This window comes from Coleofasciculus sp. D1-CHI-01 (assembly GCF_040218875.1).
GTDB lineage: Bacteria > Cyanobacteriota > Cyanobacteriia > Cyanobacteriales > Coleofasciculaceae > Coleofasciculus.
The window spans coordinates 61,154-75,015 of sequence record NZ_JAVJQP010000050.1; the positions used below are offsets into that span (position 1 = coordinate 61,154).

Consider the following 13,862-nt stretch of genomic DNA (forward strand, 5'->3'; position numbering starts at 1 on the left):
CTGGGGGAGCTGGGGAAGCTGGGGGAGCTGGGGAAGCTGGGGGAGCTGGGGAAGCTGGGGGAGCGGGGGAAGCTGGGGGAGCTGGGGAAGCTGGGGAAGCTGGGGAAGTTAACTCAAAACTCTACCTTACCTATTCCCTATTCCCTATTGCCTATTCCCTGGCGCGTAGCGCTATATCTACCTCTCAATGAGAAGTCGATGAGTTCTCAAAGTTTTCAGTCTTAAAGTCCAATAACGACCCGTTTGAATGAGGATGTTGAGTTAAATCGATCATCCTCTAGATCCTAATGCACATCTGTGAATGTCCCTACACAAAGCCACTACTCTCTATATTCTCCGATTACAACAAAAATATAGACAGGATGTATTCGGCTATTGATTCCCGGAACGCGATCGCGAAACGGTTCATCTGAGAGAAGGAGACTAATGATGCATTATCCCAACCCTACTACTGAATCCCCAACACGCTTATCTCGTCTCAAGTCGTTCAATAGTACATACGATCTAGATGAAAAGCAACTGGATGGAAATCTGCAAGATGTATCACTGACTAATCTGGAATCAATTCCTTTCTTTGAATTTATCCCCGCGACACCGAACCAACCGCCAAGAGTTTTGGGAATTGTTGGTGTGGTGATTCTCTTGGCGGTATTGGGGATAAGTGGCGCGATCGCCTTAAGTAGTTGGACAAGAGGAAACGGCTCTGTACTCAGTCTTGTAAATAGTCCTCAAAGCCTGACAAAGGACAAATGACAATGAATGAACATCATTATTATATTGGTTTACTACTGATTTTGCTGGTATTCGGGTTTGAACTCCTGGTTCAGTCAACCGATATAGACAGCGGACAAGGAGTGCGATCGCGTGCGTCTCGTCAGGAAGATAGTTTGTTAGTCAGTCGTTGAGATGGAAGGGGATGAATCAGCGTTATTACCGGAGTTTAGGATTAAGTTTATTCCTGGTTTGTATGGGACTCCTGCTATGGACGGGTTTTAACCTAACGCTTGGGATTGAATCTCAATCCGTCGCGATTCCGATCAACGCCAAACAGAATTTAATCACTCGTATTTATACGCCTAAAACGACACCGAAACCCCAACCCGTGATGATTTTATGTCATGGGGTGAATGCCAGTAAAGAAAGCATGACCCCTTTAGCCATAGAATTAGCCAGACATGGAATTGCAGCCATTGCTTTTGACTTTGGCGGCTATGGAGAATCCTATTCTGTGGGGATGCAAAATAAATCGATTGAACGCCTAGAAACCAGTACCGTTGCTGATGCAAAAGCTGTCTTAGATTTTGTGCGATCGCGAAGCGTGTCCGAGGACGTATCGCATTCCTCCCAGTTTGATTCTAAACGTATTGGCATTGCGGGTCATTCCATGGGGGGAACCACTGCATTAAAGTTAGCCCAACTTGAGTCTCAACTACAAGCCACGGTTGTTCTGAGTATCAGTGGATTTGCCACGCCCACAATTCCCCACAATCTCTTCCTCGGTGTTGGCTTATACGAACAACTGAATCCGCCGTCAGAGTTGCGCCAAATGTGGCAAATGGTTTGTCCGGATGGTATCTGTAATAATTTTAAGAATGGAACCGCACGTCAGTTATTTATCTCCGATACAACGGATCACTTTACTGCACCCTACGACCCAAAATTAATCCGCCAAGTAATCCATTGGACACAACAGGCTTTTGATCTACCGCTTCAAGACAAACCTTTAATAGTTCCCTGGTTTATTGTTGGTGGGATTGGTACAGTTAGTGGCAGTATTGTGGGGGGAGTTTGGCTAGTTCTGCGTTGGCAGAATTCAAAGCCTCTCTCCTTGCAGGAGAGAGGTTTGGAGAGAGGTTTCTCCAAATCCCCAAAAGTAAGAATTCGATACAGTGTAACTGGAGTTTGGGGGATTGTTCTCCTGATAGGCTGGATAACCGGAACCAGTAATCTTTTCGTATTATGTAGCCTCCTGCAACTGGTGAGTAATTATGGTTTACGTCATCCCGGAAAGATTAGCCAAGCGGTACGAATTAGCGGATTGTATGTCGGTTTAGGGTTAGCCGCTTTCTGCTTATCGGGGTTGCTTCGGGGGGCGGTTGAATTGTGGCATCATCCCTTATCATGGCTCAAATTCCCCCAATTTTTACTGCAATGGATTATCTTTATTTTTTATAACTATGGCATCGCCATTAAAGTGGCTGTTTTAGATGCGTACACGTTCAGATTACAACCGAGTTGGTTCTTTCTCTTAATCATCGGATGTGAGTTAATCCAACCGGGTATACTTTTAACCGGGGTGGAAAAAGTCGGGGTTTGGCTGGTTCAATGGTTACGTCGTCCGCTAACTGTAACCGGATTGGGTAAAGTGTCTGGAAAAGACGCCGGATTTATCGGAATATTGGTGGTGTTACTCATCGTTTTATTACATCAGCGCCGTACAGACATTGGTCAAGTTGCCAGTCAGGGAATCGCCGCGCTGGAAGTGTTTGGACTATTGCTATTGTTACCGATTGGGGTGGGGATTTCGATTGTGCGATCGGGCTGGTTTCAGCGTCTGGAAAATCGGTTAACTTAAAACCCCTCTCCCCCAGCCCCTCTCCCACCCAGGGGAGAGGGGAGAATACAGGGGAATTTAGGTTATGTATTTTCAATGAATAATAGAGAATATTAAGATTATTTTTAGTTCTTTTTTATCTTGATAAAAGAAGAAGAAAATGATCGGCTGTCCGGTTCCCCTTCTCCCCACGGTGGGAGAAGGGGTTAGGGGATGAGGGGGAAATGCCAAGAAGTAGATAGACACAGTAGGGGAGAATAAAGGCGACTTTAGGTTATGTATTCCCAGTGAATAACAGAGCAAATCAAGCTTATTTTTAGTTCTATTTTATCTTGATAAAAGAGGAATAAATTGATGCCCTGTCCGGTTCCCCTTCTTCCCATGAAACCCAAGCTCTTGCATCCTTTGTCCTCCATCCGTATACTTAAGCTAAACCCCTCTCCCCCAGCCCCTCTCCCACCCAGGGGAGAGGGGAGAATACAGGGGAATTTAGGTCATGTATTATCAATGAATAATAGAGAATAGCAAGATTATTTTTAGTTCTTTTTTATCTTGATAAAAGAAGAAGAAAATGATCGGCTGTCCGGTTCCCCTTCTCCCCACGGTGGGAGAAGGGGTTAGCGGATGAGGGGGAAATGCCAAGAAGTAGATAGACACAGTAAGGCAGAATAAAGGTGACTTTAGGTTATGTATTCCCAGTGAATAACAGAGCAAATCAATATTATTTTTAGTTCTTTTTTCTCTTGATAAAAGAGGAATAAATTGATACCATGTCCGGTTCCCCTTCTCCCGTGCAACAAAAGCGAAGCATCCTCTGTCCTCCCCCCTCTTGTAGGGGGGAACGAGGGGGGTCGGGAGAAGGGGTTAGGGGATGAGGGGGGAAAATGCCAAGAAGTAGACAGACACCTCCTTAACTTGACACCAATGGAGAATGAGGGTGTCCAAACTCCCCGCGAATTCGACTCAAAACCTCTGGCAAATTCCTCTCCACCTCCTCACTACTCACTCTGACAAATCGTAACCCTAAAGACTCCAAAAGTTGCTGTCGTTGCTCATCCAAATCTTTCTGAGACTCATGAATTCCACCATCAACCTCCACAATCAACCGCTCAGATGCACAGAAAAAATCAACAATAAACCGCCCGATGGGTTGCTGACGCCGAAACTTTCGCCCCTCTAGCTGCTTTTTCCTTAAGGCTTGCCATAATATTGCCTCACTCGGCGTTGATTCCTTGCGAAACTGACGGGCAATTTCTATCATTTTCTGTTCTAATTGTCTCGGAACTTCCCATTGCTCTACATTTTCAGTTATTTTCACGGCGTTACCTCTTAAGAGTTTAATCAGGGGTATGTGAGGAAAGCGTATTGAGAGGTTGGCTTTGAGAATGTAATCGGTTGTTGCTATGGCTCAGTTTCTTGAGAGCTAATGGGAACTTCGTCACGGATTATTCCCTCAAGATTAGCCCCGTGAAGATTAGCGCCGTGAAGATTAGCCCCAGAAAGATTAGCCCGGTAAAAATTAGCATCGTAAAGATTAGCCCTGAAAAGATATGCCCTCAAAAGATTCGCCTCGGAAAGATCCGCCTCGACAAGATTTGCCTTGTAAAGGTTTGCCCTGAAAAGATTTGCCCCTAAAAGATTCGCCTCGGAAAGATCCGCCTCAACAAGATTTGCCTTGTAAAGGTTTGCCTCGAAAAGATTCGCCCCAGAAAGATTTGCCCCAGAAAGATTTGCCCTGTAGAAATCTTTGAAATTAAGTATGCATCCTTGCAAGTCTAAAAAACTTAAACAACTCAGGCAAAACACATCTCTACTAACCCGTTGTCCTTGCATCCGGGAAATCCAAGTACCAAAAGCATCTTTAGAATGCCATTTAATCTCCGAACATTTCTCCGTCAAACGCGCACAACTATTAAGAACCGCTAACAAAGCTTCCTCCGCATTGCGGGCTTGTCGGTTTTCTTCCTGAAAATTAGGACGAGGTTCTAGCTTTTCCATTGGCATTCCGTGCTTCAACATAAAACCAATTAAATGACACAGAGTATCCTGCCAATTTGCCACATCCTCTGGCTTGACTTGATAATGTAGCCGCATTTCATCTAAAACAAACTCAAACAAATATTTATCCATCGCCGTAGAACCACAGGCTAACGCCCAGCGATGCAACGCTCGACGCTCATCCCAGTCTTCATAAGGATCATCATCGCGGGCTTCTAATTTGCGGTGGATATACCGCACTTCTTGGACAATGCGTCGGGCGGTTAAATATTCTCCAAAACTTTTGTGGGTAAATTCAAAGGTTTTGTCACCAGAATCATTATGTCCACTTTGACGGAAATAGAACGCCGTCATCAAACGAGTAATGCTGGCTTTGGCATCATCTTGAAAGCCTTCTTGAAATCGCTTAAGCAGGGTTTTTAGATTGCTGTTGTCACAATGCTTTTCAATGTCTCGCACGGTAGTTGTCCGCCCATTCCCATGCCAAGCAGCCAGGGCAATTTCTTCGAGAATGCGAATAAAATCTCTTTCCTCAATTCCCTGAATCGCTTTATGTTGATGTCCTGCCCACCCTCGCTCATAAATGGCTTTGAGTAAGTCATTATAAATGGCATTTAAGTTAGTGTCTTGGGAAAAAGTTAATTCTCCCCGTCTCAGGCTGAGAGCAACCAGATAATTGAGCAAGGGTTGAGCAGTAATTTCAGTTAAATTGCCCTGGTTTAGCTCATTGGGTAAACCTGTATAGCCATAACCACTGACTGCACCATAATTTTGCCACCAATTCTGGCGCTGGTCTTGTTCTAGTAGCTGGTTCGTATCGACATAATTTTTCCGCTTATTTTCAGGCACAAAGTAGGGTAAAACGTGCAAGATTTGTCCCTCTTTGCGAAAGTCGGTTTGATTCGCCTGAACTGCCAATTCTCGCCCAGGAATCAGTACCTGTAAGCAGAGTTTTTGCTGGTTTAATCGGTCAACGGTACGCTGGACTTCTCGGACAAAATCTTGGGCGATTTTTTCGGCAATTTTCCCCTGCATAGCTAATTCATCCAGTCCATCAAAAATAATCAATAGGCGAGATTCGCGATAGTCGGCGGCTAGGGGATTGTGCGGTAAGATGCCGTCTGTATGGATAAATTTCCCCACTGCCTCAATCAGATCATCGGCGGGATTAAAATGGTGCAGGGGAATAAATAAAACCCGAATCTTATCTGTTTCTGCTAGGTTGGCGGCAAACATTTTAGCCAAGGAGGATTTGCCACTCCCCGGACTGCCACTAATTAAGCGAATGGCATCATCTTTTTTAGCTTGATTCAGCCAGGTTTCGAGTTCTTTGTCTAACTCAATAACGACGCGCTCAAATTTCTCACGATTTGTCAGTCTTTGGTCTAATTCTTCCGGATTTTGTCCCTCAACTTTACGCTTATAGTACGCCCGCAACGGCACATAAACCCGCTTGAGGCTAAAGGCTTCTAAAAACATCGGTTCTTCCACCTGTTTTTGTAGCCAAGTTCCATATTTTAACCATGCCTGAATGCGTTGATTGGCTTGGGTGAAGGGAGTATCCAGTTTATCTTTCAGTACGGCATAGTCTTTTGCCTGATTCCCCCACTCCTGATGAAGTGCAGCCGCAAAGTAGATGGGAAGTCTATCGCTAATGGCGATAGCATCAGCTTCGCTGACTTTACACTGCTTTAAGCAGTCTATAAACGTCGGTTTGACGGCTGCAATAATCGGGTCTTGATCGGGATGTTCAAAAAACCTTTGGTTAAGCGTTAAACTGCTATATGCTAATGCCTGGTTAATTTCAGTTTGTAAGGTTTTAATCTTATGGTTATTGGGTTCTATTTCAGTTTTTTCATCAACAAGATTCTTGATTGCCTGGAGCAAAGAACGGTAAATGAGTAACCAGGCTATTTCTTCGGCATTAGCGGCTAAACCTAGGGCGGATAGAACGTCAACGGCGTTTCCAGCCAGACTATCCCACTTGCCAAAAAGGACATCAATCCCTCCTTTTCCTAGGGCTTTTGAGAAATCGGTGAAGTTAATTTTAATAGATTTCTTCAATACCGGAGTTGGCGGGGTGATGGGAATTCCAGATTCGTTTGTCATGATGGGTTTAGGGGAATTGTTACAGGGTGATAATGTAGAGACGTTGCATGCAACGTCTCTACAGGGTATCGGAACAGGGCATTTTGACCTCGAAACACGGCATTTGGAGTTCAGCAATTCCACCTTAGCAGGTGCGTTACGCTGACGCTAACGCACCCTACGACAGAGGATCATGAAAAGCCAACCTTTTCCCTAATCTAGTTGTAGGTTGGGTTGAGCGAAGTCGTGGGTTGAGCGAAGTCGAAACCCAACATCATTTAAGAGGCTCAGGTTCCCCTACTACAAACTTAAAATAAAGTCGATAAGAAGTCGATGAGTTCTCAGTCACGATCTCAAAACGTTACCTGTTTTAATCAAGGTGTAGAGTTAAAACCTAATCTCATGGGTAGGAAAACTGGAACAGATGCAAGTAGCGTAGGATGCTTTCTAGGATTGATGTTACTGATAGCCGGATTTTTTTACATAGTTGCACCCATCTTTTTGAATCACAGTCATAAACATGACCAATCAGAAGGTAAACAATATATTGGCTCAATGAATCGCGCCCAGCAAGCTTACTATTTAGATGAACAAAAATTCAGTGGCAATATTCCTGATCTAGGTTTGGGTATCAAGACTGAAACAGAAAGCTACGCCTACTCAACTCAGATAACTGATAATGCTGCATTTAACTATGGCATATCTCGTAAGGACAAAGTTCGGAGTTATGTCGGTGGTGTTTTTGTCGTTCCCGCAACTGACGTTGATGCTGATGCAGTATCCGATAAGATAACTACAGTTGCTATTCTCTGTGAAGCGAATACACCGGGTTCAATCCAACCCGCAGCACCTACCTATCAAAAGGGTGAACTCGCTTGTGGTGAGGGGACAATTGATTTATCCAGATAGGAATAGCTTGGCTCAGTTAATATAGCCTTTCTTCAAGGAATAAGGGACTTAGATAAGGGCGCAAGCCTTGCGCCCCTACAATTGAATGATTCATTAGGACTTATTCAATCATGGTTATTTTAGAAAAAACACCCACTCAACTGAAACTCCGACACCGCCCCTATTTCATTTGGCAACTCTCTGGATGTTTGGTTGTCAGCGTTCCTTTACTAATTATTCTGGTTAGTTTAGTCCTACCTTGGATTGTTTATATGTTGGGCTTGTATGCCTTATTCGCTTTTAATATAGTTTTGAGTATTGTCTTACTTGTCTGTGCGGGACGTATTTTCATCTATCACTTTGATAAAGACACAAACAGTCTGTTGATCAAACGGCGAGGATTATTGAAAACTCAAGTCACGTTGTATCCCCTAAGCGATATTTTCCAGGTGCAACTGAAATCCACAAGCTGGAATCAGGATCGGACAAGTAACTATCAAATCGCGATTATTTTGAAATCAGGGAAACATTTGTCTATTAAATCGGAAGGAAAAACCCTACAGCAAAAGTTGGAGATAGTCAACCTGATTCGTCGATTCCTGGATATGCCACCACAGAAACTAGCTGATTAATCTCTACTTTTCTACCCTCTGCCTGATTCGTAAGTAAGTTGTTGGAAATAAACCTAAATAGAATGTCACTGACTGGTATGCTGGTGGGCAATGCCCACCCTACGATATCGCATTACGATATCGCACTACTGGTATGATGGTGGGTTGAGCGAAGTCGAAACCCACCCGACGATAGATTAAGGATTTCGGTAAGCCAAAACTGCTTATTGAGCGTGCCATTCACCCTAAATATATTAACTTGTATCAATAATCCTCAAACCCTTACCAAGAACGAATGACAAATGACAAATGACGAATGACAAAGGACGAATGACGAATGACGAATTGTGTATGCTAGCAATAGCACAATCATCGAGGAAAGGATCATGAGTGCAGTAACCTCAACCCCGAATCAACCCGCTTTAGCGGAATTACGATCAGGATTACCCAATATTTGCGGGTGGGAAGAGCAAATTCGGGCGGTGGTGCAACAAGACGAACCAGTATTTTTGCCCACAACTAATCTGCGCCTCGAGGATATAACTTCAGGATTCGCTTGCGCCTTGCACATGCACCAACCCACGGTTCCAGCAGGGGCGAATGGTGAATTGATTAGCAATCTCCAATACATGTTTGAACATCCCCAGGAAGGGGATAACCATAATGCCGAACCCTTCGCCGGGTGTTATCGTCGTATGGGCGATTTTATTCCCCAACTGGTGGCTGAGGGGTGCAATCCTCGGATTATGCTGGACTATTCGGGGAATTTGTTGTGGGGATTCCAGCAAATGGGGCGAGAGGATATCCTGAATAATCTTAAACGGATTACCTGCGATCGCGCTTATCAGCCTTATGTGGAATGGCTGGGAACGATGTGGAGTCATGCAGTTGTTCCCTCTACCCCAATTCCTGATATTAAACTGCATATTCAGGCATGGCAACATCATTTTGCGGCTATTTTTGGCTACGATGCGCTGAAGCGAGTCAAAGGCTTCTCACCACCAGAGATGCATTTACCCAATCATCCTGATACTTTGTATGAATACATCAAAGCATTGAAAGACTGTGGCTATCGCTGGTTGATGGTGCAGGAACATTCTCTAGAAAATCTGGATGGTTCGGGATTGTCACAGGAGCAGAAATATGTCCCCAATCGTTTAGTCGCTCGCAATTCTCAGGGCGAAACAATTTCTATCACAATTTTGGTTAAAACACAAGGGTCAGATACCAAATTAGTGGCACAAATGCAGCCCTATTTTGAGGCAAAGGGGCGGGGTAAGCAGTCAATTGATAATCATTCGATTCCCTCTTTAGTCACCCAAATTGCCGATGGAGAAAATGGGGGCGTGATGATGAACGAATATCCCCGTGATCTATTTCGTATTTACCATGAAATTCGTGATCAAGGGGGCGGAAAAACAGGTGTCGTGCCGATGAATGGGACGGAGTATTTAGAATTAATTGAAGCAGCAGGTGTTAATCCAGAAGAGTATCCTCCTTGTCAAGCCGTTGGTCAACATAAAATTTGGCAACGAGTCGATTTAGATAATATTACACCTGATGTAGTCGCGAGTGCGATCGCAGACTTGACAGCCACGGATCATCAATTCCATGTTGATGGGGCATCATGGACAAATGATTTAAGTTGGGTGAAAGGGTATGAAAATGTCTTAGAACCGATGAATCAACTCAGTGCCGCGTTTCATCTGAAGTATGACCCCTTAGTGCAGCAAGATCCATCAGTGACGCAGCGAAGTGATTATCAGCAAGCGTTATTGTATACGTTGTTACTGGAGACCAGTTGTTTTCGCTATTGGGGACAAGGAATGTGGACAGATTATGCCCGTGAACTTTACCAACGCGGTGAAGCGATTATTAAGGGTTAAGTAGGTAGGGACAATTCAAGTTAACGGTGAGGAGCGTCATTTGTCATTTGTCAGGGAACAGGGAACAGGAAACAGGTAAGGTAGAGACGTAGCATGCTACGTCTCTACACCCCCATCTTCCCCCGCTTCTATCTTCACGCACCACGAATGTTACCTATAAACCATTCTTGGGAATACTGAGTCCAGATTTGTCTGCGTGCTAGATAGGAGTCTAAGGATGTTGAGTGCAACAGGGAATGATCCTCAAAAATCCCCACTAATTCTGATTGCTGATGACGATCGCTTCACACGGGTGATGCTGCGTCAACTGCTGGAAAAAGAGGGATATCAGGTGATCGAGGCAGAAAATGGAGAGAAATGTTTAGCGGCGTATCAGCAGTACCAGCCGGATATGGTGCTGTTGGATGCGTTGATGCCGGTGATGGATGGTTTCATCTGTTGCCAAAAACTACAAACCTTTACACAGACTCCCGCCCAAAAGAGCGATCGCGCGTTGCTGGGTATCCCGGTGCTAATGATTACCGGGCTTGAGGATCAAAAGTCAATTGATTCGGCATTTGCTGCTGGCGCGATCGATTATGTAACCAAACCCTTGCATGTCCCCGTCTTACTCCAACGTATTCGTCGTCTACTCGCCGCAAGTTGGGCAGAAAAAGCACTGCGACGCAGCGAACAACAATATCGATCCGTCGTAGAAAATGTTAAAGAAGTTATTTTTCAAATTGACCCCAATGGTAACTGGGAATTTCTCAGTCCGGCTTGGACAACGTTGATGGGGTTTACTCTAGAAGAAACCGTAGGAACGCCTTTTCTCCATTATGTTCATCCTAATGATTACCAACTCCAGCACGAACTATGGCAATCTATCATAACCGATAAAAAAACCTGTTTTCAACGAGAGATTCGATACGTCACCAAAACCGGAGAAACTCGTTGGCTAGAAATTCATGCCCATGTCTCCCAGGTAGCTGACGGCTCATTTACAGGTCTTTCCGGTATTCTACAAGATATTACAGAGCGTATCTATGCCGCCGCCTTAGAAAAAGAAAAAATCCGCCTAGAAACGGAAATCATCGAACGTCAGCGCAGTGAGGAAACGATTCGCCAAGCCTTAGAGAAAGAGAAAGAACTGGGTGAACTGAAATCTCACATCATTACCACCATTTCCCATGAATTCCGGACTCCCCTCACCACGATTCAATCCTCTAGCGAATTATTGAAACTCTACGATCAGAAATTAACCGAGGACAAAAAGCTAAAACATTTCCAAAAAATTGGCTGGTGCGTCGAACATATTACCCAACTCCTAAATGATGTGATTCTGATTGGTCAATCGGAAGCGGGACAAATGAAGTTTAATCCTATTTCCCTGGAGGTGGCAGATTTATGTCGTGACCTAATCGAGGAATTCCAAAGTAATCTAGATCCGCAATATACCCTCAACGTTTTTGTTGCAGAATATCCGATCAAAGGGTTATTTGACGAGGCTATGTTACGGAAATTATTAAATCACTTGCTCTCCAATGCTGTCAAATATTCCCCCAAAGGAGGCACAATTACCTTCCAGTTAGGCTGTCACTCAGATTATGTAACCTTCCAGATTCAAGATGAAGGAATTGGTATTCCACCAATGGAGCAATCCCGATTATTTGAATCGTTTTATCGGGGGAGTAATATTAGCACCATTGGCGGCACTGGATTAGGACTCGCCATTGTTAAAAAATATGTAGACTTACATCGTGGTCAAATCCAAATTGAGAGTGAAGTCGGCGTCGGCACAACCGTTACTGTTACCCTACCTATCAATCAGTAACAAAAATTGAGCAAGCAGGGTAAAAACTTACTTAGGGGCTGCTGAATAAGTGTTGTGGTGAGGGGGAGCGGGGGAAGCTGGGGAACACCCCGACTTTACGAATGACGTAGCTTGCTTCTCGCCGATTATGCTAAAATTCAACATCCGACTCAAAGCAGTGAACTTATTAGTGCAAGACATAGACTAACCGAGTGGTATTGGAAATGGGGCAACTAGACAATCAACCGGACAACGGGGAGAATCGAGAACAACAAGCTGCCGATCTCTTGCAATCCATGACCGAGAGTATTGAGGGCATAGAGACGTTGCGTCACAGTCTTATGACCCAGTTTACTCAGGAGATTGAACAGCTACAACAACAGAAAGCCCAGTTGAGCGAGGAAATTAAAACGCTGCACGATCAACGACAGCAGCACTTGACTCAACCGCCAGCGCTGACGTCTGAAATTGCCCCAGCCTTTGCCAACCAATTGCAAGACTTACTCAGCCAGCAACTCCAACAACTTGCCCAGTCCTCAGAAAGACTATCCGTTGATCAGACGGTGGGAAATCATCAGCAAACTATCCAGGAATTAGTCGCTTCCTTGGATGACACCCTGAGAACTACATTTAGAACACTGCAACAGGATATAAATAGCTATCACAGCTCAATGTCGCAACAGTTGAGCCAGATGTACAGTCTCCAGGAACAAGCCGAGGTGATTCTAGAGACACTGGTGACTCGACTCAAAGCTGAAATTCCTCCTCCTTCTACCTCTGAACCCCGTTCTCAAATTCCTCCCGCCACTGCTAATCATCTTTCATTACCACCGCCTGATCAGGATGGTTCGTCTTCTTCCCCTCATCGAGGGGAAATCGTCACCTCTGCGCCTCAATCGTCTGTTCCTGTTGTTCCACCTACCAAGCTTCAAAAACGCCCACAAAAACAATCCACGGGGAAACAGCGGGTTGGGTTAGTGCTGGTGTTGTTATCGTTGCTAGCAATAGCATTTGAAAACGTTTTTGTCAATATTATTTTTAATGCCACCGCGATTGCGGGATTCCCAGTAGGGGCTTGGTTACCAAGCCCCTACGGTGGTTTTTGGATGCCGACGTTAGGGAATTCCTTACTGGTACTATGGTCGCGGATGTTGGTCGTTGTACCGATGGCGGCAATTTTGAGTCGGGGGTTTTATCGGGGGGTGTGGCGAGATATTCAACAGGTGCTGCAATCGCGCAATTGGGGTTTATTCGGCACTCTCGTATGTAGTGGGTTTTTCCTATTCTTATCTAAGGTATTGCTATATTGGGCATTAGGAATCATTGCGCCCGGTGTGGCTGTGATTATTTTCTTTATCTATCCCATCGTGCTATTACTCTTAAGCGATCGCTTTAATCGATGGAGTCATTTCATTCCCTTCGCGATGGTAATTGCGGGGTTTGTGCTAACAACTCTACCCAGTGGTAGCGGGGAACTGTCATCATTCGGCGTTACTCTGGCATCAGGGGCGGCGATCGCCTTTGCCCTGCATTTAATGCTAATGCAAAAGTTGGCAAAACAGCTTCATCCGATGCCAATTCTGTTGCTGAACTTAGCCATCGTTCTGATATTTTCTGCCTTGGGTGTAATGATATCCTTCCCAGCATCGTGGGGTGTAGTATTTGCGCCGAGTTTAAGTTTAAATTTAGTGATCAGTGGTCTGGTTTTAGGCGGTGTTACTCTAATTAGTTATGTTTTCAACACCATGGGAATTGCCAGAAGCGGTGCAGCTAGCGCTTCTGTTTTGGGGGCTACGTTACCGATTTTAACCGCACTCTTGGCTGGGATTCTGATTCAGAGTCCATTAACGGTTCCTCAAGTCGTGGGTATGGTGCTGGTAACGTCAGGAGTAGCGGCTTTAAACATTGTGCGGTAAGCGAAGCTATCCCGTAGGGAATCGCGCCATGTAGAGACGTAGCATGCTACGTCTGGGAGCAATGTAGAGACGGTGAATAAGGGCGGGTTTTGTTGATAGGTTATGATTAACCGAGTTTTATAAGTGGCT

10 protein-coding genes are annotated in these 13,862 nt (G+C 44.8%); 8 read left to right on the plus strand and 2 right to left on the minus strand.

Annotated features, from left to right (window positions below):
- Positions 1-426 precede the first annotated feature (426 nt).
- The 3 genes from RIB93_RS09610 to RIB93_RS09620 are packed head-to-tail and all read left to right on the plus strand — an operon-like array spanning position 427 to position 2,575.
- Positions 427-753 (plus strand): hypothetical protein, encoded by a 327-nt coding sequence (locus RIB93_RS09610; protein WP_446372579.1) that lies wholly within the window; start codon positions 427-429, stop codon positions 751-753.
- Positions 750-905, plus strand: a complete 156-nt coding sequence (locus RIB93_RS09615) for a hypothetical protein (protein ID WP_446372580.1) — start codon at positions 750-752, stop codon at positions 903-905. The genes RIB93_RS09610 and RIB93_RS09615 overlap by 4 nt, the downstream gene beginning before the upstream one ends.
- A gap of 11 nt (positions 906-916) precedes the next feature.
- Positions 917-2,575, plus strand: coding sequence for an alpha/beta hydrolase (locus RIB93_RS09620; protein WP_446372581.1), 1,659 nt, complete (start codon positions 917-919; stop codon positions 2,573-2,575).
- Positions 2,576-3,464: 889 nt separating this feature from the next.
- Here the strand turns inward: RIB93_RS09620 and RIB93_RS09625 are convergent.
- Positions 3,465-3,872 carry an endonuclease domain-containing protein gene (locus RIB93_RS09625; protein WP_446372582.1) on the minus strand — a complete coding sequence of 136 codons (408 nt, stop codon included), beginning with the start codon at positions 3,870-3,872 and terminating at the stop codon, positions 3,465-3,467.
- 83 nt (positions 3,873-3,955) lie between these two features.
- A complete protein-coding gene (locus tag RIB93_RS09630; protein ID WP_446372583.1) occupies positions 3,956-6,661 on the minus strand; it encodes a pentapeptide repeat-containing protein in 2,706 nt (901 codons plus the stop codon).
- 312 nt (positions 6,662-6,973) lie between these two features.
- Here RIB93_RS09630 and RIB93_RS09635 point away from each other — a divergent pair, with 312 nt between their 5' ends.
- The 5 genes from RIB93_RS09635 (at position 6,974) to RIB93_RS09655 (ending at position 13,733) form a co-directional block, all read left to right on the plus strand.
- Positions 6,974-7,549 (plus strand): type IV pilin-like G/H family protein, encoded by a 576-nt coding sequence (locus RIB93_RS09635; RefSeq protein ID WP_446372584.1) that lies wholly within the window; start codon positions 6,974-6,976, stop codon positions 7,547-7,549.
- A 110-nt stretch (positions 7,550-7,659) separates the two neighbouring features.
- The gene (locus tag RIB93_RS09640) at positions 7,660-8,160 is read left to right on the plus strand and encodes a hypothetical protein (protein ID WP_446372585.1); all 501 of its coding nucleotides are present in this window, start codon (positions 7,660-7,662) and stop codon (positions 8,158-8,160) included.
- A gap of 365 nt (positions 8,161-8,525) precedes the next feature.
- Positions 8,526-10,025, plus strand: a complete 1,500-nt coding sequence (locus RIB93_RS09645; RefSeq protein WP_446372586.1) for a glycosyl hydrolase family 57 — start codon at positions 8,526-8,528, stop codon at positions 10,023-10,025.
- Positions 10,026-10,242: 217 nt separating this feature from the next.
- On the plus strand, positions 10,243-11,838 hold the full coding sequence (locus RIB93_RS09650) for a hybrid sensor histidine kinase/response regulator (RefSeq protein ID WP_446372587.1): 1,596 nt from the start codon (positions 10,243-10,245) through the stop codon (positions 11,836-11,838).
- A 203-nt stretch (positions 11,839-12,041) separates the two neighbouring features.
- The gene (locus tag RIB93_RS09655; RefSeq protein ID WP_446372588.1) at positions 12,042-13,733 is read left to right on the plus strand and encodes an EamA family transporter; all 1,692 of its coding nucleotides are present in this window, start codon (positions 12,042-12,044) and stop codon (positions 13,731-13,733) included.
- Positions 13,734-13,862: the final 129 nt, after the last annotated feature.

Coding starts and splice junctions, on each gene's coding strand:
- RIB93_RS09610 (WP_446372579.1), top strand. CDS start 427: ATGATGCATTATCCCAACCCTACTACTGAATCCCCAACACGCTTATCT.
- RIB93_RS09615 (WP_446372580.1), top strand. CDS start 750: ATGACAATGAATGAACATCATTATTATATTGGTTTACTACTGATTTTG.
- RIB93_RS09620 (WP_446372581.1), top strand. CDS start 917: ATGAATCAGCGTTATTACCGGAGTTTAGGATTAAGTTTATTCCTGGTT.
- RIB93_RS09630 (WP_446372583.1), bottom strand. CDS start 6,661: ATGACAAACGAATCTGGAATTCCCATCACCCCGCCAACTCCGGTATTG.
- RIB93_RS09635 (WP_446372584.1), top strand. CDS start 6,974: ATGAGTTCTCAGTCACGATCTCAAAACGTTACCTGTTTTAATCAAGGT.
- RIB93_RS09640 (WP_446372585.1), top strand. CDS start 7,660: ATGGTTATTTTAGAAAAAACACCCACTCAACTGAAACTCCGACACCGC.
- RIB93_RS09645 (WP_446372586.1), top strand. CDS start 8,526: ATGAGTGCAGTAACCTCAACCCCGAATCAACCCGCTTTAGCGGAATTA.
- RIB93_RS09650 (WP_446372587.1), top strand. CDS start 10,243: ATGTTGAGTGCAACAGGGAATGATCCTCAAAAATCCCCACTAATTCTG.
- RIB93_RS09655 (WP_446372588.1), top strand. CDS start 12,042: ATGGGGCAACTAGACAATCAACCGGACAACGGGGAGAATCGAGAACAA.